General features: G+C 54.5%; 21 protein-coding genes. 12 read left to right on the forward strand and 9 right to left on the reverse strand.

The genetic code is table 11. The annotated features are described in order from the left end of the window. Positions 1–166: 166 nt before the first annotated feature. Together J1778_RS11870 and J1778_RS11875 are read left to right on the forward strand one after the other, a co-directional pair. The gene (locus J1778_RS11870; protein WP_217173328.1) at positions 167–1,003 is read left to right on the forward strand and encodes an AraC family transcriptional regulator; all 837 of its coding nucleotides are present in this window, start codon (positions 167–169) and stop codon (positions 1,001–1,003) included. A gap of 118 nt (positions 1,004–1,121) precedes the next feature. Next, positions 1,122–2,180, forward strand: coding sequence for an NAD(P)-dependent alcohol dehydrogenase (locus J1778_RS11875; protein WP_274388751.1), 1,059 nt, complete (start codon positions 1,122–1,124; stop codon positions 2,178–2,180). Between the two features lie 45 nt (positions 2,181–2,225). Here J1778_RS11875 and J1778_RS11880 read toward each other — a convergent pair whose 3' ends face one another. Together J1778_RS11880 and J1778_RS11885 are read right to left on the reverse strand one after the other, a co-directional pair. Further along, positions 2,226–3,149: a DMT family transporter gene (locus J1778_RS11880; RefSeq protein ID WP_217173329.1), complete on the reverse strand. Its 924-nt coding sequence runs from the start codon at positions 3,147–3,149 to the stop codon at positions 2,226–2,228. Then, entirely contained in the window at positions 3,149–3,736 is a 588-nt protein-coding gene (locus J1778_RS11885) for a TetR/AcrR family transcriptional regulator (RefSeq protein ID WP_217173330.1), read from the reverse strand. The genes J1778_RS11880 and J1778_RS11885 overlap by 1 nt, the downstream gene beginning before the upstream one ends. Before the next feature lie 200 nt (positions 3,737–3,936). Here J1778_RS11885 and J1778_RS11890 point away from each other — a divergent pair, with 200 nt between their 5' ends. Together J1778_RS11890 and J1778_RS11895 are read left to right on the forward strand one after the other, a co-directional pair. Further along, positions 3,937–4,365 carry a CopD family protein gene (locus J1778_RS11890; RefSeq protein ID WP_217173331.1) on the forward strand — a complete coding sequence of 143 codons (429 nt, stop codon included), beginning with the start codon at positions 3,937–3,939 and terminating at the stop codon, positions 4,363–4,365. Between the two features lie 187 nt (positions 4,366–4,552). Then, entirely contained in the window at positions 4,553–6,604 is a 2,052-nt protein-coding gene (locus J1778_RS11895; RefSeq protein WP_217173332.1) for an FUSC family protein, read from the forward strand. Positions 6,605–6,663: 59 nt separating this feature from the next. Here J1778_RS11895 and J1778_RS11900 read toward each other — a convergent pair whose 3' ends face one another. Together J1778_RS11900 and yahO are read right to left on the reverse strand one after the other, a co-directional pair. After that, a complete protein-coding gene (locus J1778_RS11900) occupies positions 6,664–8,451 on the reverse strand; it encodes a cation:proton antiporter (RefSeq protein ID WP_217173333.1) in 1,788 nt (595 codons plus the stop codon). Between the two features lie 150 nt (positions 8,452–8,601). Then, positions 8,602–8,880, reverse strand: a complete 279-nt coding sequence (gene yahO, locus J1778_RS11905; RefSeq protein ID WP_217173334.1) for a DUF1471 family periplasmic protein YahO — start codon at positions 8,878–8,880, stop codon at positions 8,602–8,604. 417 nt (positions 8,881–9,297) lie between these two features. Between yahO and edd the strand changes: the two genes are divergently transcribed. From edd to efeB, 5 genes are all read left to right on the forward strand, one after another. Beyond that, positions 9,298–11,112, forward strand: a complete 1,815-nt coding sequence (gene edd / locus J1778_RS11910) for a phosphogluconate dehydratase (RefSeq protein WP_217173335.1) — start codon at positions 9,298–9,300, stop codon at positions 11,110–11,112. A 58-nt stretch (positions 11,113–11,170) separates the two neighbouring features. Continuing rightward, positions 11,171–11,740: a DedA family protein gene (locus tag J1778_RS11915; RefSeq protein ID WP_217173336.1), complete on the forward strand. Its 570-nt coding sequence runs from the start codon at positions 11,171–11,173 to the stop codon at positions 11,738–11,740. 168 nt (positions 11,741–11,908) lie between these two features. Further along, entirely contained in the window at positions 11,909–13,534 is a 1,626-nt protein-coding gene (efeU, locus tag J1778_RS11920) for an iron uptake transporter permease EfeU (protein ID WP_217173337.1), read from the forward strand. Positions 13,535–13,541: 7 nt separating this feature from the next. Continuing rightward, positions 13,542–14,765: an iron uptake system protein EfeO gene (efeO, locus tag J1778_RS11925; RefSeq protein ID WP_217173338.1), complete on the forward strand. Its 1,224-nt coding sequence runs from the start codon at positions 13,542–13,544 to the stop codon at positions 14,763–14,765. Positions 14,766–14,768: 3 nt separating this feature from the next. Further along, the gene (gene efeB, locus J1778_RS11930; RefSeq protein WP_217173339.1) at positions 14,769–16,043 is read left to right on the forward strand and encodes an iron uptake transporter deferrochelatase/peroxidase subunit; all 1,275 of its coding nucleotides are present in this window, start codon (positions 14,769–14,771) and stop codon (positions 16,041–16,043) included. Between the two features lie 46 nt (positions 16,044–16,089). Here efeB and J1778_RS11935 read toward each other — a convergent pair whose 3' ends face one another. Both J1778_RS11935 and J1778_RS11940 read right to left on the reverse strand, forming a co-directional pair. Beyond that, the gene (locus J1778_RS11935) at positions 16,090–16,335 is read right to left on the reverse strand and encodes a hypothetical protein (RefSeq protein WP_217173340.1); all 246 of its coding nucleotides are present in this window, start codon (positions 16,333–16,335) and stop codon (positions 16,090–16,092) included. 155 nt (positions 16,336–16,490) lie between these two features. Next, entirely contained in the window at positions 16,491–17,393 is a 903-nt protein-coding gene (locus J1778_RS11940) for a LysR family transcriptional regulator (RefSeq protein WP_217173341.1), read from the reverse strand. Between the two features lie 155 nt (positions 17,394–17,548). Between J1778_RS11940 and J1778_RS11945 the strand changes: the two genes are divergently transcribed. After that, a complete protein-coding gene (locus J1778_RS11945) occupies positions 17,549–18,298 on the forward strand; it encodes an SDR family NAD(P)-dependent oxidoreductase (protein WP_217173342.1) in 750 nt (249 codons plus the stop codon). Positions 18,299–18,374: 76 nt separating this feature from the next. On the opposite strand, the gene J1778_RS11950 is transcribed toward J1778_RS11945, so the two are convergent. Further along, positions 18,375–19,886, reverse strand: coding sequence for an anion permease (locus J1778_RS11950; RefSeq protein ID WP_120162499.1), 1,512 nt, complete (start codon positions 19,884–19,886; stop codon positions 18,375–18,377). A gap of 571 nt (positions 19,887–20,457) precedes the next feature. On the opposite strand from J1778_RS11950, the gene J1778_RS11955 reads away from it, so the two are divergent. Continuing rightward, positions 20,458–23,235, forward strand: a complete 2,778-nt coding sequence (locus J1778_RS11955) for a flavocytochrome c (protein ID WP_217173343.1) — start codon at positions 20,458–20,460, stop codon at positions 23,233–23,235. 73 nt (positions 23,236–23,308) lie between these two features. Here the strand turns inward: J1778_RS11955 and J1778_RS11960 are convergent, their stop codons facing one another. After that, the gene (locus tag J1778_RS11960; protein WP_217173344.1) at positions 23,309–24,196 is read right to left on the reverse strand and encodes a LysR family transcriptional regulator; all 888 of its coding nucleotides are present in this window, start codon (positions 24,194–24,196) and stop codon (positions 23,309–23,311) included. Positions 24,197–24,301: 105 nt separating this feature from the next. Here J1778_RS11960 and J1778_RS11965 point away from each other — a divergent pair, with 105 nt between their 5' ends. Further along, the gene (locus J1778_RS11965) at positions 24,302–24,946 is read left to right on the forward strand and encodes an NADPH-dependent F420 reductase (protein WP_217173345.1); all 645 of its coding nucleotides are present in this window, start codon (positions 24,302–24,304) and stop codon (positions 24,944–24,946) included. A 94-nt stretch (positions 24,947–25,040) separates the two neighbouring features. Here the strand turns inward: J1778_RS11965 and J1778_RS11970 are convergent, their stop codons facing one another. Continuing rightward, the gene (locus tag J1778_RS11970) at positions 25,041–25,718 is read right to left on the reverse strand and encodes a DUF1989 domain-containing protein (protein WP_217173346.1); all 678 of its coding nucleotides are present in this window, start codon (positions 25,716–25,718) and stop codon (positions 25,041–25,043) included. Positions 25,719–25,730 lie beyond the last annotated feature (12 nt).

The raw sequence follows: 25,730 nt of genomic DNA on the forward strand, positions 1-25,730 counted from the left end.
AACTGATGTATGAACACCCAAAGCCCGGTGCTGTCCGGGCTTTGATTGCCCGTTATTTTCGCAAGTTGTTCCCGCCCGTTGATCCTGCTCACACTCTCCGATTTCTCTGCCGGTCCTTAGTTGTTACGGATATGTTATTCTGAAAAGAAATCACAGAGAGAACGCCATGCTGCCAGATGTGATAGAAACACTCTTCCGGTCGGTTTCCGGCAGCGATGCGTTCGCCATCCGGTTCCCTGATAATTCCCAACCACCACCCGAACTGGCCTCGGTGGTGAGCTTCCCGCGGATAGAATTTGTTATTGAAGGCGAAGTTCGCGACCGCAGCGTGCTGGCGGAAAAAGGCCTGCTGCGCGAAGGGGATGCCATTTATATTCCCGGCGGAAAATGGAATCTGACGGTCTGGCAGCGGCCAGCCATTTTGCTCAGCATTCTGTTCAGCAAAGAGAAGCTCGGGTTCAGTTTGCAGTTCTGGGATGGCGAAAAATTTACCGGTACGGATAAGCAGAGCGTGCCACGGCTCGGGCCGCGTGTCGGATCATTTCTGCTGCAGGCGATGAATGAAATTGTCTCTAATCCCGACGATCAGCAAACCGCCCGCTGCGTGGTGGCCGGGCTGCTGAGTCACTGTCAGGAACAGCTTGCTAACCGCGCGCAGATCCTCACCCGCAGCGGCGCACTGTTTGAAGTGATCAAAAAATACATCGAAGAAAATGCCTCGTTGCCTCTGACGCGCGAAAATGTCGCGAAGCGTTTTCATATCACGCCCAATTATCTTTCCCACCTGTTTCGCAAATCCGGCGATATTGGTTTCAGCGAATATCTCAATCATGTCAGGCTCGAAAGAGCGAAGCTGTTGTTAAAAGGCTACGAGCTGAAGATCAAAGAAGTGGCGACCAGCTGTGGCTTTGTTGACAGCAACTATTTTTGCCGTGTTTTCAGAAAAAGCACCGCCCGTTCTCCCTCACAATACCGCAGCCAGTGGTTGAGTCAGTTGCCGTAACGAAGATCATGAACAGGCAAGTTGGCAGGATCAGGCAAGAAATAAAGAGAACTGTGGCTTGTTGCTGCGGGCTTTAAACCTATAGTAAATGGGTCATTAACCATTCAGGAGCTGACTGATGAAAACTGTTGGATTTGCGGCCTACGATCCTAAAAAACCGCTTGCCCCGTACGCTTTTGAGCGTCGCGGCCTGCGTGATAACGATGTGGCAATGGAAATTCTGTACTGCGGTGTCTGCCATTCAGATTTGCATACGGCGAGAAATGACTGGGGCTGGAGCTATTATCCGATTGTTCCCGGCCATGAAATTGTCGGACGCGTGACTCAGATTGGCAGTCAGGTCAGCCGGTACAAGATTGGCGATCATGTCGCAGTTGGTTGCATGGTGGACAGCTGTCAGGAATGTGATCAGTGTAAAAAAGGCGAAGAACAGCTGTGTCGTGAAGGGAATACCGGAACCTACGCCGGTTATGACCGTTTCACAAAAGAGCCGACGCAGGGCGGATATTCCAAGCATTTAGTGGTGCGCGAAGAGTTCTGTCTGCGTATGCCGGAAGGATTAGATCTCTCCAAAGCTGCACCTCTGCTGTGCGCCGGGATCACCACCTGGTCGCCGCTCAAAACCTGGAACGTTAAACCGGGCAGCCGTGTGGGCGTGATTGGTCTGGGCGGGCTGGGCCATATGGCGGTAAAACTGGCGGTCGGTCTGGGTGCAGACGTCACCGTAGTCAGCCGTTCAAATGCAAAAGAAGCCGATGCACTGGCCTTAGGCGCGAACCGTCTGCTGGTCAGCGCGGACAGCGATGCCATGGCGCAGGCACACGATCATTTCGATTTAATCATCGATACCGTGCCGGTAAAACATGACGTCACGCCGTACCTGCCGCTGCTGGATGTGGACGGCACGCTGGTGCTGGTCGGGCAGGTCGGGCCGATGGACGAATTCAACACTGTTCCGTTGCTTTTAGGCCGTCGTCGCGTTGCCGGTTCGCCAATCGGCGGGATCCGCGAAACTCAGGAAATGCTCGATTTCTGCGCGGAGAAAAACATTCTGCCGGATTGTGAAATGATCCGTATGGATGAAATCAACGAAGCGTTCGAGCGTATGGAAAAAGCGGATGTGCGTTATCGTTTCGTGATTGATATGGCGTCGCTGGATGCCCCTGCGGCCGTCTGATCAGTGACATAAATTAAAATGGCTCCTGATGAAGGAGCCATTTTTTTATGCAGAAACCGGCAACGCTCTGCGTCTTTTCAGCGGCACGGTGATGAAAATCAGACACGCAATCACCAGCCCCATCCCCGTCCAGCCCAGCGCGGGCAGCCTTTCTCCGACAATAAGCACCGCCAGTACCGCCGCCACAGCCGGTTCAAGCAGGGTGATGGTGGTCGCCATACTCGCCGGTATCCGCGCCAGCGCATAGCCGAAACAGACGTACCCCACGAACATGGGGATCAGCGCCATGTAAGCACCGACCGCCGCATTATTCCATGACGCCAGCAGCGGGGTACCGGTGGCGAACAGCACCGGCATCAGAAACACGCCGCCGAGCCCGAAGGTGGCGCCCATTGCTGCCCGTGAGCCGATTCCTCGCTGCATAAGATGACGTGCCGCCCAGGAATAAAGTGCGTAAGTCAGACCGGCAATCAGTCCCAGCCCGATCCCGATAATAACGCCGGAACCCTGACCGGCTGCCGAATGACCGGTACTTTCGGCCACGCACAGCAAAATCATTCCTGCTACGCCGATGGCAGCGCCGCTCATCCAGCGGCGTGAAAGACGTTGCCCGTCGAGCGAATATTCAATCAGCGCCGACAACAGCGGGGCGGAACCGATGGAAATCACCGTGCCCACCGTTACACCGGCCAGATGCATGGAGGCGTAAAACGCCAGCGGATAGATGCCGACTGCCAGCGCGCCGGTGACTAACATCCCCCGGTTTTGCCAAAATCTTTGACGGCTGGCAATGATGCCTTTGGCGGAAATCAGCGCCTGCAATAATCCGCCCAGTCCCATCGCCACCGCGCCTATCGCCAGCGGGCTGACGTCGGGCGCAAAGGTCGCGGCGGTGCCGGTCGAGCCCCATAAAACCGAAGCGAACAAAACGGCGAAGATCCCCAGCATGCGTTCCCTGCGCCCGACCATTAAGACGCCTCCATCATTTCAGCCGCCATCTCCATCGCCTGACGCACGCACCTGCCGTTTCCTTCCAGTCCGGCACGGGAAATCGCGCCTTCCAGCAAAAACGAAAAGTGGCGCGCCATCCGTTGTGCTTTGGCCTGGTCAGCGGGGAAGAGTTCGCAAAGATGCGCGGTCACGATTGCTTCCACCTGTTCTTTGTGTCCGCGCACCGCCACCCGTCCGGGCGCACCGGCGGGCAGTTCAGCGGCGGCATTCAGCAACCCGCAGCCACGAAAGCCGCGCTCATAAGAAAACTCAGCATGATCGTCATACGCCTGAAACACAGCCAGCACTTTCTCTTTCGGCGTGACCGCGTTTTCCACTCTCCGGGCGTAAAGTTGCAGCCATTCGTCGTGGCGGATTTCAATGTACGTCGCCACCAGTTCGGCCTTGGATTCAAAGTTGTTGTAGAGGCTTTTTTTCGCCACACCGGCTCTTTTAATAATGGCGTCGATGCCGGTTGCGGCGATGCCGTCGTTATAAAACAGAACGCGTGCTGCACCCAGAAGGCGGTCGCGGGCGCTTTGCGGTGAAGAGTCTGATGTGGACATAAGTTTTCTCGTCGCAATGAATTTGCAGTAGGTATACCAGTCTACCTACTTGTTGTAAAGTCGGTCAGCGATCAGAAAAAGTGACGATTTTGGCCGTGCCTTTATTGTGGGAAAGGGACATAATCCGGCAAAAGCCGTGGAGAGACAGCAGGTTGGACTCATCCGGCGAACAGCATTGTCGTTAACTTTTGGAGAGAAAAATGATTCATGAATGGCTGAATGCCTTACACCTTATAGCAGGCGTGTTATGGACTGGCGGGTTACTGGCGCTGGCATTAGTGAGCGTGGTGTTTCGCAGTGCGGGAACCGGCGCAAAAGAGGGACTGCGTACGCTGGCCGTCGCCGTGCAAAAATGGAACCGTTGTATCACCAGTCCGGCGATGATCCTGCTGTGGGTGGCGGGGATCTGGATGATTGTCAGTCACGGTCAGTTCCCGCACGCCTGGCTGCTGATCAAAATGGTGGTGGTACTGGTGCTTTCCGCGCTGCACGGTCTGCTTTCCGGCAACTTACGGCGTCTCGCCAGCGGTCAGCCCGCCAAAGATTTTGCGCTGGTACGCAATGCCGGAACGGTGATTGTTATCGGCGTAATCATTATCGGCATTATGGCCATCATCCGGCCTTTTTAAGTCGCTGACTCAGCACAGATCCCCGGCAGATTGATCCACGTGAAAGCGTGGATTTTTTATGTAGCGGGGTACAGATTATCAGCAGTGATTAATAGTCAGGTATGTTTTGTTACAATCTTGAATCTGGTGCAAGGATTTGCAGCGTATAAAATAGTGTTTTGAAACACGCTGAGCTGTTGATTTAACGATGAAATGGTTAACAAAAAATGCGCTCCTGTTCTCAGTCAAAACCTGTATTGCGGCATTTTTAGCCCTGTATATAGCCCTCGAACTCAATCTCGACAAACCGGCCTGGTCGATGGTGTCGGTGTACGTCATTTCACAGCTCTATTCCGCGTCAACACTTTCCAAAGCCACGTACCGCTTTCTCGGCACCGTGCTGGGAGGGGTTTTTATTTTTCTGGTGTATCCGTTTACGGTCACCGATCCGGTGCTGTTCAGCCTCAGCGTGTCGCTGTGGGTGGCGTTTTGCCTGTATCTTTCGCTGCATGACCGCACGCCTAAAGGCTACGTTTTTATGCTGGCAGGCTACAGCGCGGCGATCATGGGATTTGCCGACGTCGATACCCCCATGTCGATTACTTATACGGTGATTTCGCGTGTCGAAGAAATCACCGTCGCGATTGTCTGCAGTACCCTGATCCACATGCTGGTGTTTCCGGTGCGGATGCGCAATTTGCTGGAGAACAGTGTCAACAACTGGTACGAAAGCGCCAAAAAGTTGTGCAATGAATTGCTGACCGTGACCGCCAAAGATCCGCTGCCGGAGCGCGAACATATCCTGGTGCAGATGGCGAACTATCCGCTTAACGTGGAAACGCTGATCACGCACTGCGTGTTTGAAGGGGATTCTGCGCGCAGGCTGATCCGCCTGGTGATGGCACAGTATCAGCACCTGTCGTATCTGATCCCTACGCTGACGGCCATCGAAAAGCGTCTGAATCTGCTGGCCGAACAGCAAATCCCGTTCCCTGATTTTGTCTCTGAGACGTTCAGCCAGTTCCTGCTGTGGCTGAACAGCGCGGAACTCAGCGGCAATGCGCAAGGCATACAGGCAGAAATCCGGGCCGCGCAGGCGCGCATCAAAATGCTTTATGAAAGCGGCGAAATGACGCCGGAAGAAGGGCTGCTGTTTACCGGCCTGCTCGAGCGTTTGCAAAACTTTGTGCATATCACTGAATCGTATTACGGCGTAACCGAGCGGGTAACGCAGTTCAGCAAGGAGAAAAAGCGCAGCAAAATAAAACTGGGGCTCAGAAAGCATATCGACGAAGGGATGATCCTGCTTTCGGCGTTTTGCGCCTTCACCGCGACCATGATGGGTTGCCTGTTCTGGATTGGCACCGGCTGGCGTGACGGTGCCTCTGCGCCGATGATGGCGGCGGTTATCTGCTCTTTCTTTGCCTCGCTCGACAGCCCGATTGCTTCAATGAAAGTCTTTCTGAAAGGGGTGCTGATCGCCATCGTCATCAGCGTAATTTACGCGGTGATCTTTATCCCGATGGCGATCACCTTTGAGTCGCTGATTATCTGTCTGGCACCCGGCCTGCTGGCGCTTGGGCTGGTCATTGCTAATCCTTCGACCAATTTTATCGGCCTGATTATCGCCACGCAGATCCCCGGTTTTATCGGCATGGGGCATGATTTTAAACCTGACGTACTGGTGATTGTGAATGCGGCGATGTCGACGATTGTCGGGATTATGATTGCGCTGCTGACCACCGCGCTTATCCGTAACAAACGGCCATCGTGGACGGCCAAACGTGCGTTGCGCAAAGGTATCAAAGAGCTTTTGCAGTTCACCAGCGAAATCAAAATCAATGCGTCTTCGCTGCGCGGGCGTCAGCAATATGTCGCCAGTATGCTGGATAAAGTGAACATTATTTTGCCGCGCAACAAAGCGGATCCGTCACCCAAAGTCGCGCTGGGCGGGAATCTGATCACCGAAATCTGGCTGGGTGTGAATTGCTATGATTTTTATGCGCGTCATCAGGACGTATTGAAAAATCATAACGTTGAAACGGAAGTGCTGATGTATGAGATTAATAATTACATCAAAAAGCGGCTGAAAAATATCTACATCGGACCGCCGGATTCGTTGCTTAATGAGCTGAATCAGGCGCTGGTGCGGCTTGAAGCGTTATGCCGCGCGGACATCGAACTGTTCACGCCGCTGTTCCATCTGTTTAACATCCGAATGGCGCTTTACCCGACCGCGCGCTGGCCGGAACTGGCGTAAATAAAAGGGCAAAACTGGCCGCGCCGCTGTTCCTGAAGATGAAACAGCGGCGCGTTTTTTTATGCTTCGTTTTGAACCAGTGCAATCAGCGTGCAGGGTACCGGCGGGGTATTGCCTTCCCTGAGCACCATCAGCGTGTCGTTTTCACGCACAGCAAACAGAGGCAGCACGCCGCTGTTTTTCTCCAGGTAGTCTATCCAGCCAAAACTTTCATTGAGCTGTGTGGCTTTAATCACCGCACCTTTTGCCAGCAAAGAACTGAGCTTCGAATAGGTCGCGTCGCTGCTGAACAGCACTTCATGGCGCTGAAAACGGCTGTTTTCCTGCGAGCGGGCACCTTTGAGCGCCGGGCCGGAGCGCACAGCAAACACCTTTTCCCGCCCGAATATATGACTGAAATGATATACCGCCAGCGCGTTCTGATGACGGTTAGGCGAAAGCGCCAGCACCTGCGATACGCCGCTCAGATCCAGAAAGTTTTCCGCATGTTCCGACCATGCATTGCCGTAATAGGCCGGAATGCCGTCCATCCGCGCCTGCCGGTAATATTCCCAGCTGCTGTCGGTCAGCCGCACCGGAATATCCTGCTTCATCAGCACTTTTCCCAGCATCCGCGCCACGCTGTTTGCGCCGACGATCAGCACGCCGCGCGGTGTTTTCTGCTGCACCCGCAGCGCACGGGAAATCGCCCGGCTGGTCAGACTTTGCAGCACCACCGTGCCGATGATAATGGCGAAGACGACGGTTACCAGTTTGTCGGCCTGCGGGTAACCCATGCGCTGTAACGTCAGGGCGAACAGCGAACTGACAGCCGCCGCCACGATGCCACGGGGAGAAATCCAGCACAGCAGCAGGCGATCGCGCCAGTGCAGGGAAGAACGCCACGTTGAGACGGCAATGCACAGCGGGCGGGCGATAAATTGGACTACCAGCAGCAGGCCAATCAGCGGCCAGCCCATTTCTACCAGCGCCTGAATATCCAGCCGCGCCGCAAGAATAATGAACAATGCAGAAATCAGAATGGCCGAGAGTTCCTCTTTAAAGGCCAGAATGTCAGTGGTATCGACATCGCGCATATTCGCCAGCCAGATGCCCATCACGGTGACGGTCAGCATACCGGATTCATCTGCAAGGGCGTTGGAAAGCCCGAACGCGGTCAGCATGACCGCCAGTACGCCAAGGTTTTGCAGATAAGCGGGGATCCACACACGGCGCAGTGCGACGCCCAGCACGTAACCAGAAACTGCGCCCAGTATCAGCCCGGCAGCGGCAGTTTCGCCCAGCGTCCAGAGAAGGTGCGTCAGCGATTCGGCGTGTTCGCGCAGGGTAATGAATTCAAACACCAGCAGGGTAAAAATCGCACCCACCGGGTCGATCACAATACCTTCCCAGCGCAGCACCTGGTTAATAGCCGCATTCGGGCGCACCACGCGCATTAACGGCGCAATTACCGTCGGGCCGGTCACCACGGTCACCGCACCGACCAGCGCCGCCAGTTCTGGCTCAAAACCGAGCAGCCACCAGCAGGCGAGGCTGATCACGGCGAACGTTACCAGCATCCCGATAGTGACCAGATTGCGCACCACGCCGCCCAGCCCGCGGACTTCGTCCACACGCAGCGTCAGCGCGCCTTCAAACAAAATGATGGCGACCGAAATCGACACCAGCGGAAACAGCAGATTACCGAACAGGGCATCGGGCTGGATAACATGCGTTACCGGGCCAAGTACGACGCCCAGTAAAAGTAAAGGCAGAATAGCCGGGATTTTTAACAACCAGGCCAGCCACTGCGCCAGCAAGGATCCCAGACCAATGATGACCAGCATCAGCGGAGCCGACAGCATCATAAAATTTCCCTTTTATTAAAAGACACGAAAGACCGGCTGACGGCCAGAGACAGGTTTTGTTAATCAGCATAATCGGGCATCAAAAAGCCCGCAAATTTGCGGGCCTGTTTTTATTGCTTAGAAACAAAATTCTTGCATAGAAACAGAATCTTATTTTTTCTTGTACACATCGGCATTGCCGTGAATTTTGTTGTTAGTGTTACCTGAGGTTAAAACGATAACGTCACCGCCTTTCTTATCTGCCTTTTTGGACAGATCTTCCAGCGCGCCAGACTGAGACGTTTTATTTGAGGTGCTGACAGTACCAATTTTGGTGTACTGAGATTCTACTTTTTTGAACTCAGACTTTTTCATCAACTGAGCAGAAAAAGCGCTGGAAGAAATCAGACCGGCCAGAGCCACTGCAATAACGACGCTAATCTTTTTCATGTATGCCTCAAATGTCAGAAACCCGTAAGGGAGTTAACTGTGCTTGCCATAAGCGAATTTATAATTACCCTGTTGGCGAAGAAACCTTGCTTTAAAACAACGGTTTATCGCTAATATTAAGTAATAGGCAAGGAACTGAATAATTTCAAGGCTGAAATAAATTATTTAGCGCTAAGTGCGTTTTTAAGCTTTCCATGCTCACCCCGTTTATTCCGTTTTCTGCCGCCTTTGTTGTACTGGTGTTAACCCCTATTCGAAATATGTTTCATCACCACACTTCAATGTAGATACCGGTCACAATAATGATGTTCGCACCCTCGGGCAGATTGTCAGAGATAAAAATCGCCCAGATAATGTTACCGATAACATGTTACCGGTAACGCCATGATGGCCTTCCGGGGCTTAATGGAGAACAAGATGACTGATGAGACACTATCCCGCGTGACGCAACGCATTATCGACCGCTCCGCGAAAACCCGTGAAGCCTTTCTGGTGCGTATAGCCGCTGCCCGTTCGCAAACCGTTCACCGCGCGCAGCTGGCGTGCGGCAATCTGGCGCATGGCTTTGCCGCCTGCCAGCCGGAGGAAAAGAATGCGCTGAAAAATATGGTGCGCAGCGATATCGCTATTATCACCGCTTACAACGACATGCTTTCTGCGCATCAGCCGTATGAACATTATCCGCAGCGTCTGAAAGAGGCGCTGAAAAGCGTCGGTGCGGTTGGGCAGGTGGCGGGTGGAGTACCGGCGATGTGTGACGGTGTCACGCAAGGGCAGGACGGGATGGAGCTTTCACTGATGAGCCGCGACGTCATTGCCATGTCGGCGGCCATCGGGCTTTCCCACAATATGTTCGACGGCGCGCTTTATCTCGGCATCTGCGACAAAATCGTGCCCGGATTAGTGATGGCGGCGCTGTCATTTGGGCATCTTCCCGCCGTGTTTGTACCTGCGGGGCCGATGAGTACCGGTTTGCCAAACAAAGAAAAAGTGCGCGTACGTCAGTTGTATACCGAAGGCAAAGTGGATCGTCAGGCGCTGCTGGAAGCAGAAGCCGCGTCCTATCACGGCATCGGCACCTGCACGTTTTACGGCACTGCCAACACCAATCAGATGGTGATGGAAGTGATGGGTCTGCATCTGCCGGGTGCCTCGTTTGTAGCGCCGGATTCTGCATTGCGTGATGCTCTGACGGATTGCGCGGCACGCCAGATTACGCGGCTGACCGAAAACAGCGGCAACTGTCAGCCGCTCGGTCAGATGGTAAATGAGAAAACGATCGTTAACGGCATTATCGCCCTGCTGGCGACCGGCGGTTCCACTAATCTGACCATGCACATGGTGGCGATGGCGCGCGCGGCGGGCATTATCATCAACTGGGATGACTTCTCTGAATTGTCCGACGCGGTGCCTTTGCTGTGCCGTATTTACCCGAACGGTCCGGCGGATATCAATCAGTTCCAGGCGGCCGGAGGTGTACAACTGGTTATCCGTGAGCTGCTGAAAAAAGGCCTGCTGCATGAAGATGTGAATACCGTCGCCGGTTTCGGGCTGGCGCGGTACACGCAGGAACCGTGGCTGGACAACGGTAAGCTGGCATGGCGTGAAGGAGCAGAAACGTCGGCGGATAAGCAGGTGATCGCCAGTGTGTCCCAGCCGTTTGAGCATCACGGCGGCACCAAAGTGCTGTCGGGCAATCTCGGACGTGCGGTAATGAAAACCTCGGCGGTACCTGCGGATAATCAGATTATTGAAGCCCCTGCGGTGGTATTTGAAAGCCAGCATGACATCGTCCCCGCATTCGAGGCCGGTAAGCTGAATCGCGATTGCGTGGTGGTGGTGCGTTTTCAGGGGCCGCAGGCCAACGGTATGCCGGAGTTGCATAAACTGATGCCGCCGCTGGGTGTATTGATGGATCGCGGATTCCGTGTCGCGCTGGTGACTGACGGGCGACTTTCAGGCGCTTCCGGCAAAGTCCCTTCCGCTATTCACGTCACGCCGGAAGCCTGTGACGGCGGGCTGCTGGCGAAAGTGCGTGAGGGGGATATTATTCGCGTCAACGGGCGAACCGGTGAGCTCGAATTACGTGTTGATCCTGCTGAGCTTGCCGCACGCAAGGCGTATCAGCCGGATCTGAGCGCTGAACACATCGGTTGTGGACGCGAATTATTCAGCGCGCTGCGCAGCCAGTTATCGGGGGCAGAACAGGGCGCGTGTTGCATCAGATTTTAAAGGCGCTTATTTTACGTTCCTGTCATTGCCAGTCAGCCGTCCGGTCAATAAGGAAAGTATGTTTTCACTCGAATCTCTTGAAGCCCTGATCAGAGCGCACGGCCTGCTGATCATGACGCCGCTGGCCATCCTGGAAGGGCCGGTGGTGACGGTCATCGCCGGTTATTTCGCTCGTCTCGGTTATTTAAGCTTAACCGGGATTTTTGCTGTGGTCATGGCAGTGGAAGTGTTCGGGGATCTGCTTTTTTATTCGCTGGGGCGCTGGGTTATCGGCGCGGACGGAAAACCGCCGCGCTGGCTTATCCGTCTCGGGCTGACGCAGGAACGGCTGGAAAAAGTGGTCAGCAGTTTTGGCAGTAAGGGCGGACGAATACTGGTGACAGGCAAACTCACGCATTCTGCTGGTGCGCTGGTGCTGACTGCCGCGGGTATGGCGCGTATGCCGCTGATGCCTTTTATGTTTTACAACATTATCGCGGCCATTCCCAAGACCTTGTTTCTGATGGCGATTGGTTGGTTGTTCGGCGATATGCTTGCCGAAGTGAATAGCTGGCTTCTTTACGTCTCTTTCATCCTGCTGATTGTGATGGGCGGATTGATCGTGAACTGGCTGAAATCAAAACAATAATCGCGTAAATTTTCACCTGCTTACAATTAACCCCTGTTTTTCAGCAAATTTACATTTCTCACGCAATCTGTTGCAAATCCTCATACTCCATTTCTTCCCAGTCATTGCGCCAACTGATATCAATTATCATTAATAATTTGATAATGCTTCTTGTTGCTGGAGTCACCTTTGTTAGCCACCTTTATCATCGGTCTGCGTGAGGGCCTTGAAGCCGCACTGATCGTCGGCATTATTGCGGCCTTTTTACGTAAAAATGGCAAAAGTCTTTTTGCGATGTGGGTGGGCGTCGTGCTGGCGCTGGTGCTCTCTGTCATTGTCGGTATTGCGCTGGAAATGACAGAGCGTGCCTTGCCGCAGGCCAGTCAGGAAGGGATGGAATCGGTCATCGGCGCGGTCGCGGTGTTCTTTGTCACCGGCATGATCATGTGGATGAACACCCACGCTCACAACATGAAAAAAGAGCTGGAAAGCGACGCCGCTGAAGCCATCAGCCAATCCAGTGCCTGGGCGCTGGCCAGTATGGCATTTCTGGCGGTGCTGAAAGAAGGATTTGAAACCAGCGTCTTTCTGTTGGCGACATTCTCGGTGGCGCAGTCTGCGATGTGGGCCGCCGTCGGTGCGGTGACCGGCCTTATCGTGGCGGTAATCATCGGCTGCGGTCTATATTTTGGCGGTATCCGCATCAACTTATCGCGTTTTTTCCGTTTTACCGGCCTGTTCCTGATACTCGTGGCAGGCGGACTGATCATCACTTCACTGCAAACCGCACACGAGGCGGGCTGGCTGAATATCGGTCAGCAACGTATCGCCGATCTCTCCTGGCTGGTGCCGCCGGGTACTGTCCGTTCAGCGCTGATCACCGGTGTGCTGGGTATTCCTGCCGATCCTAATCAGATCCAGACTGTGGCCTGGTTGTTGTATATCGGCATGGTTTCGGTGATGGTTTACTGGCCAGCACATCGTCGTCCGGCACCGGAAAAAGCGGCAGGTCTTTCGATGGTCTTCGCCGGTGTGATGGCGCTCGCTGCGCTGTCGCTGTGGTTATTTTATCCCCCGTTTACCCTGCAACTGCCGGACAGCGCGCCGCTGGTCAGTAATGCGCAAACGCCTGCCGGTCAGGTGCAACTTCTGGTCACCGCGGATAACGGCTATCAGCTCAGTGTGCAATCTGCCGCCGGGAAGATTACGCAGATACCGCTTGCGCGCGATGCCGCCATGAGCGGCGAACGTGCTGGTTTGCCGACCCGTGAATGGAATACCAAAACCTCCCTGACGCCCGCGGGTGCGCCGGATGTCGTCTCGCTGGATCAGGTCGTGGCGCTTTACGGTAACCGTATTCCCATCGGGCTGAATCCGGCCATGCATCCGGGGCCTTATCAGGCGCAGTGGACGGTGCATTGCAACGTTCAGGTTGTTGCTGCCGGTGATGCTTTACTTGACGCCAGCGGGCAGGCCGACGAGGTCATCACGCTTTCGGGTAGTGGCCTGCAGTCCCCACGCACGGTAACGGTCCGGACACCCACCGCCGACGTTTCTGCCTGCAACTGGCAGCTGAGCTACGCCTGGCAGCAGCACGTTTCTGAAGCGCTGCAACAGAGGCAACGTTATCAGGACACTTATCGTTTCTGGGCTTACATGCTGCCTGCTTTGCTGGCGGCGCTGGCCCTGATTTTTGCTGTATCTGCACTGCGGGTTTTACTGAAATTCCGACATGAACGGTCATCTGTCAGCCGGGAATATGACCTGTCGTTCGGTTCCCAACCACACACACATTTGCCAAAAAATAAAGGATAAGTAATTCATGCGTAAGAAGAATTTTAAGAAAAGAGAATCGCTGATGACCGCTGCGGGCCTGACCGCAATGTTGATGCTTTCGCTGGATGCTCCGGCCAGTGCCTCACAGGCACCGGTGACGAACGGCGTTTCGCAGGTGAATATCACCATGACCGGCGACAAGGGCGGCACCTGTGTGGTGGAACATCATTCGGCAAAAGCCGGTCCGGTGACATTTAACGTGGTTAATAAAACTGCGACGGCCATTACCGAACTGGAACTGCTGAGCAACAACCGGATTCTGGGCGAAAAAGAGAACCTGGCTCCGGGGCTTCCGGCGGTCAAATTCACCCTGACGCTGGATGGCGGCAAATATCAGATTTACTGCCCCGGCGCAGAACATGAGATGACTGATTTTACCGTGACCGGTAAAAGCGCCGCGCAACCGGCGGGCAGCACCGCAACTATTCTGGCGCAGGGCACCAAAGATTATGCCACTTATGTCAATGGCGTAGTGGATGCGATGGTGGTGGCGGTTAACCGCCTGAAAGCGGATATCGATGCCGGTGATCTGGCTACGGCCAAAGCGGATTACGCTAAAGCGCGTCCGTTCTACGAGCGTATCGAATCTGACGTGGACGGTTTTGTACTGCCGGGCTTCAAGGCGACCGAGAACTCCGGCAACCTGGATTACCTGATCGACATGCGCGCCTCAAATCTCGATCCGAAGGCGGGCTGGCACGGCTTCCACGCCATCGAGCGCGACCTGTTCGGACAGGGCAAAATCACTCCTGAAACCAGACAACTGGCGGCAGAATTGCAGAAGAACGTCGCGCAGCTTGATACGCTGACCAAAGCCCTGACCTACAAACCGGAAGATCTGGCTAACGGTGCTGCCGACCTGCTGGAAGAAGTGCAGAACACCAAAATCAACGGTGAAGAAGAAGCGTTCAGCCACTTTGATCTGGTGGATTTCGCCGGCAACGTCGAAGGCGCACAACAGGCGTTTGCCTTCCTGCAACCGGGGCTGGAGAAAATCGATCCGTCGCTCACGAAGCAGGTCGCCGCGCAATTCGCTGCCGTCCATGCGCAGCTGGAAACCTACCGTGATGCCAGCGTCCCCGGCGGATACAAATATTACACCGCTGAACTCAAAGCCTCTGACGCTGCGAAGCTGAGCCGTGCTATTCAGGCGTTGCAGGAACCCCTGTCTAAAATTGGTGAGAAAGTGGCAGCTAATAAGGGAGCCTGATGAATGAGTGAACAACGCGAACCGGCCAGGGAGGCCGGTAAGTTTTCCCGCCGTGATGTGCTGAAAGGCGCGGTAGCCGGTGCCAGTGCACTGGCGATCCCGACCGTTGCCCATGCGCACGTTCAGGCGGTGGCGGCACACGACCCTGAAGACAGAATCGACCTGTCGCGCCAGTATCCGTTTTACGGAAACGGCGGGCAGGTGGGCGTCACCACGCCGCCGCAGCGCCATATTATGTACATGACTTTTGATCTGACCACCACCAGCCGTCAGGATTTGCAGGTCCTGCTGGCGCGATGGTCATCGGCGATTGCACAGTTAATGAAAGGCGGCATCATCGGTCAGGTGGAACCGGCACGTGACAGCGGTGTGGGCATGGACACCGGCGAGGCAATGGATCTCGGCCCGGCGTCACTGACCGTCACCGTGGGGCTTGGTCCGCGTGTATTCACCGACACCTTCGGGCTGGCAAAACAAAAACCGCCACTCCTGCGCGAACTGATGCAATTGCCAAGTGACGATATGCAGCCGGAACTGACCGGTGGCGATCTTTCGTTGCAGGCCTGCGCTGACGATCCGCAGGTGGCCTATCACGCCATCCGCGATTTAGCGCGTATCGCCAAAAGCACTGGCGCGGCGGCAACGCGCTGGACGGTCATGGGATTTGGTCGCGCGTCTGCCGGTAAAGGGCAATCCACGCCGCGCAACCTGTTTGGCTTTAAAGACGGCACCCGCAACATCACCGAGAAAGCGGATTTTGATAAGTATGTCTGGATCAAAGATGGCGGTCCGGCGTGGCAACAGCAGGGCAGTTATCAGGTGGTGCGGAAAATCAAAATCCACATTGAAAGCTGGGATACGGACCGGGTCAGTGACCAGAATAATGTGTTCGGACGCCATAAAGTTTCCGGTGCGCCGCTGACCGGCACCAAAGAGTTTGATACCCCGCATTTCACCCAAAAAGATGCCGACGGCAATCTGGTGATCCCGGCAACGGCGCATATCAGCCTGGCGGCACATGAGAACAACGGTGGGATTAAAATCCTGAGGCGTTCGTATAACTACACCGACGGCCTGAATAACATGGCGCAACTCGATGCCGGACTGTTATTTATCAGCTATCAGAAAGACCCGGCGCAATTTGAAGCCTTGCAGACAAAACTCGGCGCATCCGATGCGCTGAATGAATACATCTCGCACATCGGTTCGGGGATCTTCTTCGTGCCACCGGCTCCGAAAGAGGGCTCTTATATCGGGGCGGAGATGTTTGAGGTGTGACGGTTTAAACGGTTTTACGCTGTATAAGGTTCATGCAGCGTAAAACCTACCAATAACCCAATCGGGTCATAAGAAACCAGGTAGCAAAACCTGTAAGTCCGGTACCAAAAACAATATATAAAAACACGTTAAAATAAAATCCAAAGTCACCGCGGTAATAATAATCCTTTTCAGGAGTGCCCTTTCTCGTCTCAATAATAAGCCCTGTCTGAAACCCTCGTATACCGTGTAACAGCATCCAAACCGCTGTAATGTACATAGCAAGCGCAATTCCAATAATTTCTAAATCCATACCATCCTCTGGTTTTATCTGTTTCCGTTATATCTGCTTACGGATAGTTTACCCTGCTGTGTAAGTTCACTGAATAACCCAGATTAACGTTCTCTGCCTGCAACGCCACATGCTAAAGCTACTCCATATAATATAATGCTTTGAGCAAATCTGCTTCACCCAACCCTCTGCGCAAATCCCTCCAGCAGCCAGTCGATAAATACCCTCAGGCGCTGGGGGACGTGGCGGTTTTGCGGATAAACCACGTGGAACGGATACACCGCCGGACGCCATTCTTTCAGGATTTCCACCAGCGTTCCCTCACGTAGCGCGCTGTTTGCCGAATAACTGAATGTCTGGATGATCCCGAGTCCCGCCAGTCCGGCGGCAAGATGGGCATTGCTTTCGTTGACGCCGACGCGGTGCGCGACTTTGATTTCAGTTTTTTCACCGTCCCGTTCAAAACGGAAAGGGAAGGCGCGGCCATTTTGCGACGAGACATAGCTGACCAGCCGGTGACCGTTTTTTAATTCATCGGGATACGCCGGGGTGCCAAAAGATTTAAGGTAAGCCGGCGTTGCGCAGGTGATAAGTGTGGCGACGCCAATCTTGCGGGCAATCAGCGACGAGTTATCCAGCGGACCGCCGCGGATCACGCAATCTATATTATCGCTGATCAGATCGACAGGCCGGTCAGAGACGCCCAGATCCAGGCAAATGTCAGGATAGCGCGTCATGAAGTCAGGCAGCATCGGGATCAGAACATCACGCGCCGTGGAACCACCAACGTCAACGCGCAACAGCCCGCGTGGTTTGCTGCGCGCGGTGTTGAGCGAGGTATCGATGTCTTCCAGGTCGCGTAGCACACGCGCTGTTTTTTCATAATACCCGCGACCTTCCGGTGTGACCGTCACCCGCCGCGTGGTGCGCTGCAACAGCCGCACGCCGAGATAGGCTTCCAGATCCTGCACCAGTTTGCTCAGGGTTGCATTGGGCATATCCAGTGAATCTGCCGCTTTGGTAAAATTTCCGGCTTCCACCACGCGGGCAAATGCCCGTATTGCTGTCAGCTGATCCATCCGATTTTCTCCGCCAGTCAGTCTGTTTTGATTATACACAGCCATGAATAGTCATTTTCATTTTCCACTATTTTTCAATAAACCGTGCAGGACTACAGTAAGTCCATGCCGCAAACGCGGCTCACCGAAAACTCCACAGATAGTAAGGAATGAAAATGGGCAAATTACTGAAAGGAAAAATTGCACTGGTTACCGGCGGCACCAGCGGTATTGGCCTGGCGAGCGCGAAAGAACTGGCTGAGCAGGGCGCAATGGTATTTATCACCGGTCGCCGTCAGTCAGAACTTGATGCGGCAGTCAGCGAAATCGGCAGCGCCGCAACGGGGATCCGCGCGGATGCCTCGGTGCTGAGCGACCTCGATGCGGTTTATGCGCAAATCTCTAAAAGCGCAGGACATCTGGATATTCTGTTTGCTAACGCGGGCGGCGGCGATATGCAGCCACTGGGCGCAATCACTGAAGAACATTTCGACCGTATTTTTGGCACCAACGTGCGCGGCGTCCTGTTCACCGTACAAAAAGCGTTGCCGTTGCTACGCGAAGGGGGTTCGGTGATCCTCACCGGTTCGACGACTTCGATTCAGGGGACGGAAAGCTTCAGTGTCTACAGCGCGAGTAAGGCCGCGGTGCGTAATTTTGTCCGCTCCTGGGCGCTGGATCTGAAAGGGCGCGGCATTCGTGTGAACGTCGTCAGTCCGGGACCGGTACGCACGCCGGGTCTTGGCGGGCTGGTGCCTGATGAACACCGTCAGGGATTATTTGATGCGCTCGCCGCACAGGTGCCGCTGGGACGACTGGGTGAGCCGGAAGAAATCGGCAAAGTGGTGGCGTTTCTGGCTTCCGATTCTGCCAGCTTTATCAACGGTACTGAGCTGTTCGTAGACGGCGGTATGGCGCAGGTGTGATGCGCGATTAATTTCAAGATAAAAAAAACCGGCCAGCGGTGATCCACGGGCCGGTTTTGCTTTTTCAGAAAGCGTATCAGAACATCAATACCATCCACGGATAGGCAATCAGCATCATGCCGCCGAGGAAGATAGCACCGAAGATGGTGCCCAGACGCCAGTAGTCTTTGGTTGGCAGATAGCCGCTGCCGTAGTAGATCGGACTCGGGCCGGTGCCGTATGGGGTGATGATCCCCATCACACCCAGCGATGTCACCATCATCAGGCAGTAAACCGGCATGTTGATGCCCGGAATAGCCGCGGCAATCGTCAGCATCGCCGGTAACAGCGCGGTGGTGTGTGCCGTGGTACTGGCGAATAAATAGTGCAGCAGGAAGAACGCAATCAGTAGCATGACGGCCGCAACCTGCGGGTCGAATCCATCCAGCAACTGACCGCCTTCTTTACCCAGCCAGGCAATAAAGCCGACACGGGCCAGACCATCCGCCAGTGCCACCAGCGTGGCGAACCACGCGAAGGTGTTCCAGGCCGGTTTGTTACTGGTGATATCGTTCCAGTTCAATACACCGGTCCACAGCATCAGCACGACGACCAGCAGCGCAGCCATCGCGGGTTCAATCCACGACGCGGCAAAAATCCACATCAGCAGGGCAGAACAGACGAAGATCAGCAGCAGGATTTCGTTGCGTGAAAGTTTACCCAGTTTGTCGAGCTCACTTTTCGCCCAGCGGGGCACTTCGTCATTAATTTTTACTTCCGGCGGATAGAACCAGTAGGCCAGCAGCGGCATGGTCAGGATCAACAGCACGCCCAGTGGCAGGAACGCCAGGAACCACATGCCCCAGGAGATAGTAAAGCCGGTGATGCTTTTGACTAACGCCAGCGCCAGCAGGTTCGGCGCCAGTGCAGAGAGAAACATTGAGCTGGTGATACAGGCGGCGGTAATCGCCACCCACATCAGATACGAACCGATTTTGCGTGCGCTCGGGTCATTGGGCTTGGAGCCATATAAAGGCGGCAGGTTGGCGATGATTGGGTAAATCGTGCCGCCGCTGCGCGCGGTATTGGACGGCGTGAAGGGCGCCAGTAACAGGTCGGCGAAAGTAATCGCATAACCGAGCGTCAGACTGCGGCGACCGAGATATTTCACCAGGATCAGCGCCAGACGGCGGCCAAACTGTGTTTTGTCATACCCTGCGGCAAACATAAACGCGCCGAAAATCAGCCAGACCGTTGAGTTACCGAAGCCACTCACCGCCCATTTGAACGCTTCGGTGGGCATTTTAAATTTAGGGTTGGCGATTTCTTCCGGGCTGAATAACAGCCACTGGCTGAAGAGGGCGATGACGACCACGCCGGTCAGGCCAATGACAGCGCCCGGCAGGGGTTCGAAAATCAACCCGACTATCACGCCGACGAAGATGGCGAAGAAGTGCCATGCATAAGGTTCAAGCCCCGCGGGTACTGGCGTCAGCAGTAACAGCACTGCCACCAGGACCGGCAGGAATAGCATAATAAGATGTTTTTTTTGACTCGCGGCAGGCGGTGCGGCCTTGGCGGGATCATTGAGCGTGGATGTGGGTTTCATAAATTTTTCTGCCCGTAATTGAGAGTGAGCCTGATGCCCCGGTTATCGTGTTCTGGTTCAACGAACCCTTAATTATGCTTTATCAGAAATGTGTTAAGCGGTACGTAATGATGATGGAGCCTCTGTGACGCAATTAAGTCGTTACTATTATTCTTAGGATAAATGAAGAGAGAATTCATTTATATTTAACCTAATATCATTACAAAAATTGTGGTTATTTATTTCTTACAAGAATCCGCTTGTGTGAATGTAGAGTAAATTTGAGTAAACGCCAACTTTCACATCCAACTTGCTGATTTTGCAGGTGAGATTTTTTATGTTAATCTAAAGTTGATTTTTGTCAACTCATCATTAACACTTGAGGGTGGTATTGGTTTTCATGTCGGGTAAATAAACAACTCCTGCTTCCAGCACGTTTATAACGCCAATTTCATCGCCTGATGCAAATAAATTAGCCAATAGATTTCTATATTCGCCTGCTTCGGATTGCTTAATTAATCGGTAGTTTTCTAACGGTAAGTAATGCGGCCACGGAAAAATTCAAGACTTACATATTTCGGAGTTGATCATAATGAATAAGCTGACCCCGGTACTAAATCCGCTCACGCTTCCTAACGGCGCGGTACTGAAAAACCGTCTGCTGATGGCACCCATGACCACCTGTACCGGCTTTTATGACGGTACCGTTACCAGTGAGCTGGTGGAATATTACCGCGACCGTGCCGGCAGCATCGGCACGATCATCGTCGAATGTTGCTTCATTGACCGTATGGGCCCGGCGTTCCCCGGCGCTATCGCTATCGACAGCGACAACAAAATTGCCGGTCTGAAGAAAATTGCTGATGCGATTAAATCCAAAGGCTCAAAAGCGATTTTGCAGATTTATCACGGCGGAAGAATGGTGGAGCCGGAACTGATCGGCGGCCGCACACCTGTCGCGCCAAGTGCCATCGCTGCTCCGCGTGAAGGCGCAACCCAGCCGAAAGAACTGACCGGCGAAGAAGTGGAAACCATGATCACCAAATTTGGTGATGCCGTTAACCGTGCCATTAAAGCCGGATTCGACGGCGTGGAAATCCACGGTGCCAACACCTATCTGATTCAGCAATTCTATTCGCCTAACTCCAACCAGCGCACCGACAAATGGGGCGGTGACCGCGACAAACGCGCCCGTTTCCCGCTGGAAGTCTTGGAAATCACTCATAAGATGGCAGAACGCTTTGCCGACAACTCCTTTATTATCGGCTACCGTTTTTCGCCGGAAGAACTGGAAGTGCCGGGCATCCGCTTTGACGACACGATGTATCTGCTGGAAAAACTCGCCGCGCGCGGGCTGGACTACGTGCATTTCTCGGTCGGTCAGCTGCTGCGTCCTTCCATTGTCGATACGCAGGACCCGACCCCGCTGATCACTAAGTTCCGCGCCATGCGCTCAGAAACGCTGGCTAAAGTGCCGGTGATTGGCGTCGGCGGTGTGATCAATAAAGCGGATGCCGAGAAAGGGCTGGAATACGGCTTTGATCTGATTGCCGTCGGTAAGGCCTGCATCGCCTATCCGGACTGGGCCGATCGCATTGTTAATAACGATCATCTCGAGCTGTTCATCGACAGCCATAAACGCGAAGAACTGAAAATCCCTGAGCCGCTGTGGCGCTTCTCACTGGTTGACGCCATGATCCGCGACACCAGTGTTACCGGCCGTAAATACAAAGCCGGTGTCTATCAGGAGAAAGTCGAGGCCGAAGCACTGAAGCTGAAAATCAGCGTCACGCTCGACACCGACCGTATTACTGATATTGCGCTGGTCAAAGACGACTCTCTGGACGTCGATTTTACCACCACGTTCGAGAGCCTGCGTACCCGTATGCTGGTTGCCAACAGTCCGCACGTTGATGCGATCACCGGCGCGACCACGCAGAGTGAGGCGTTGAAAAAAGCCGTTTCCCGCGCGCTGGCGACGTCCAGCAAAGAGCATGTGATTGAAGAAGGCGGCAACCCGCAGGCACCGCAAAACTTCGACGTTGTGGTGATCGGCAGCGGTGGCGCAGGTCTGGCAGCGGCTATCCAGGCGCACGACGAAGGTGCGCATGTGGTGATTATCGAGAAGATGCCGACTATTGGCGGTAACACCATTAAAGCGTCAGTCGGGATGAACGCCGCAGAAACGCGCTTCCAGAAACTGAAAGGTATCGAAGACAGTAAAGAGCTGTTCTATGACGAAACCCTTAAAGGCGGCAAGTTCAAAAACAACCCGGTCCTGCTGCGTGAGTTTGTGGAGCTGGCACCGGAAGCCGTCGAATGGCTGGCAGCGAAAGAAATTGAACTGAATGACATCACCATCACCGGCGGGATGAGCATTGACCGTACGCACCGTCCGGCGGACCGTTCAGCTGTGGGTGGCTTCCTGATCAGCGGTCTGGTGAAAAACATCAACAGGCGCGAAATCGAAGTGCTGCTGGAAACGTCGGTGGCAGAAATCTTGTCCGATAATGGCGTCGTGACCGGCGTGAAAGTGGTGGATGAATACAACGACAGCCGCATCCTGAATGCGAAAAGCGTGATTGTCGCCACCGGTGGTTTCAGTGCTAACCGCGAGATGGTGGTGAAATACCGCCCGGAACTCGATGGTTTTGTGACGACCAATCATGCGGGCGCGACCGGCAGCGGTATCGCCATGCTGCAAAAACTGGGCGCGGATACCGTGGATATGGGCGAAATTCAGATCCACCCGACGGTGGAGCAGACAACGTCCTATCTGATTTCCGAAGCTATCCGTGGCGGTGGCGCGATCCTGGTCAGCCAGGCCGGGAAGCGTTTCTATAACGAGATGGAAACGCGCGACAAAGTGTCTGCTGAAATCATTGCCTTACCGGAGAAAAGTGCCTGGGTTATTTTCGACGAACAGGTGCGGTCGAATAACAAAGCGGCCGACGAGTATATCGCCAAAGGCTTTGTGATCAGCGCGCCAACGCCGGAAGAACTGGCGGTGAAGCTGAATATGGATCCTCAGACGTTGTCGGAAACCCTGCTGCGCTACAACCTGTTTGTGGTGGAGAAAAAGGACGAAGACTTTGGCCGCACCACCGCGCTGCGTCACCCGCTCAATCAGGGACCGTTCTTTGCCATCCGCATCGCGCCGGGCGTGCATCACACCATGGGCGGTGTGACCATCAACCCGGATACTGCCGTGCTTGATGCGCAAAAACAGGTGATCACCGGTGCGTGGGCCGCCGGAGAAGTGGTCGGCGGTATCCACGGTGCAAACCGTATCGGCGGTAATGCCGTCGCCGATATCATTATCTTCGGTATTCTCGCCGGGAAAAACGCGGCGGCGCTGGCGAGGCAATAATCGTCAGAATGTGAAAGCGGTTAACTGAAAACCCACGTGAGAACGTGGGTTTTTTTATGGTGGAAGGGACGTCTCAGCCAAACGTCTCCCGGACAGCCTGAATAAAACTGCGGATCTTCACCGTCTGGCGTAATCCTGCCGGTGTCAGCACATGCATCGGACGTGAAGGCCCGCCGTAATCCGGCAACACCTGTACCAGCCGTCCCGCCCTGATTTCCTCACTCAGTACATCTTCCGGCCCCAGCGTTACACCGTATCCGCTGACGGCGGCGTGCAGCAACGCGCGCCAGTCATTGGAACGCAGACGGCCTGCCGGCTGGATTTCCTGCATTTTACCGTCCTGGTAAAACTGCCAGCGGCAGGGTGCCTGAGGCGACCAGATACCGTAAACCAGACACGAATGGGCGGCGAGTTCCGCAGGGGTTTCCGGCACGCCGTTCTGTGCGAGATAACCGGGGGAGGCGCAGGCAATCAGCCGGTAGGGCCGCAGCGGATAAGCAATCATCTGGCTGTCGCTGAGTTCACCGATTCGCAGGATCACTTCGTAACCTTCCTCAACCGGATCGACCATCCGGTCGCTGAGCGTCAGTTCCACCTGCGTTTCGGGAAACTTCGCCAGATACTGCGTAATGAAAGGCGCCAGCGAAGACGTGCCGAAGGTCACCGGCGCATTGACTCGCAGGGTACCGGAAGGCGTGACTTTCATCTCAAGTGCGATGGCATCTGCCGCTTCAGCCTCAGAAAGCACGATTTTACAGCGCTCATAATAGCTGCGCCCGATGTCTGTCAGGTGCTGACGGCGCGTCGTACGGTTAATCAGCGCTGTCCCCAGCCGGGATTCCAGCCTGGCGATATGTTTCGCCACCATCTGCGGGGAAATACGTAACGCCTCCGCCGCGGCTGCGAAAGAGCCCAGATCCGCGGTTCTGACGAACACATTCATGCTGGTTAAGCGGTCCATGATTCCCTCTTGTTTGTTGTTTGTTTATGGCTGTGAAGGAGATTTATCAATATTGAGTGTGGAATTATTCTTACCCCATCGATAACAAAATGAAAGGTAAGAATCATGAAAATAGGCATTATTGGTGCAGGGTTTGTGGGCAGGGCGGTGGCTAAACTGGCGATCAAAGCCGGACATCAGGTCATGCTCAGTAATTCACGTGGTCCGCAGACGTTGTTCAGCCTGAAGCCGATGATCGGTTGTGAAATCGGTACTGCGACACAAGCCGCTTCCTTTGGCGATATTGTGGTAATTGCGGTGCCACTGACGGCTATTGGCCAACTGCCGGTGGCGGAAATCGCCGGAAAACCGGTAATCGATGCGGTGAATTATTACCCGGAACGCGACGGGCAGATTGCTGAACTTGATGATCAGTCAACGACCACCAGCGAATATCTCGCAGGTTTTCTGCCACATTCACAAATCACCAAAGCATTCAATGCGATTCAGATGACAGATCTCGAAAGCGACGGTTTGCCCGCTGGCGACCCGCAGCGTCGCGCACTGCCGGTGGCCGGTGATGATGTGGAAACCAAAAGGGCAGTGATTGCGCTGTATGACGCTTTTGGTTTTGATGCTGTCGACGCAGGCGCACTTTCTGAAGGCTGGCGCTTCCAGCGCGGCATGTCCTCTTACTGTGTGCGGATGACGGAAAGCGAATTACGGGCGGCGCTGGAAAAAGCGGTAAGGCCGGAACCCGCGGCACGATAAAAGAGCGGTTTGTATTTTTCCTCCCTCTTCGCAGGGGGAGGCGCTGCCCGAACAGCCGGTAAGTCGTTGAGTGAGTTTTGCTTTTCTCCTGTCTTTAAACCCCTTCCGGTACCCAGGCCCCCTGCAAATCTACCTGTGGGAATCCTGAGGTCAGAATGCGCAATTCGGCATCGCGCGGGGTGTTGTCGCCCTGACCCTGAATGCTGACGATGTCTTGCGGACAGGCTGAGAAGGCGACATAGCAGTCCATTTCGGCGCGCAGGATGATGTAATCGCCAGGACGCGTGACCACGGGCAGCGTTTTTAAAGTGCGGCCATCCGGTTGTACCTGAATATTCATAAAAATATTGAACGAGGCCAGGTTGCCGTGCGGCAGTTTTACACCCAGTTCCGCCATACCTTCGAACAGGTTGTCATGGCAGTTGCGGTGCGGTTTGGTGCAGCCGAGCAGTTCATAACGCCGGGCATCGCAGGCGGCCATAAAGGTGTCATGCACGCCCGGTGAGGTGTCAGCGACCAGCGTCAGAATCGGGTGGCGCTGGCTGGTGATAAAGCTATCACCCACCTGTGGATTCAGCCGCTGGTTCCACACGCGGGTGGCTTCCATACACATATACTCGCTGACATCTTCAGCGTTATACGCCCAGCAATCCACCACCTGCGTGCCGTACAAATTCACCACCTGAACGGCTTCTCCTTTTGCCAGACGCACGGCTTTCCCGTGGCGGGCGGCAATTAACTGGATGTCACGATGCTCAAATTCAGCCGACATTTTTTTCTCCTG

Origin of the sequence: Rahnella bonaserana (assembly GCF_019049675.1) — a bacterium.
Lineage (GTDB): Bacteria > Pseudomonadota > Gammaproteobacteria > Enterobacterales > Enterobacteriaceae > Rahnella > Rahnella bonaserana.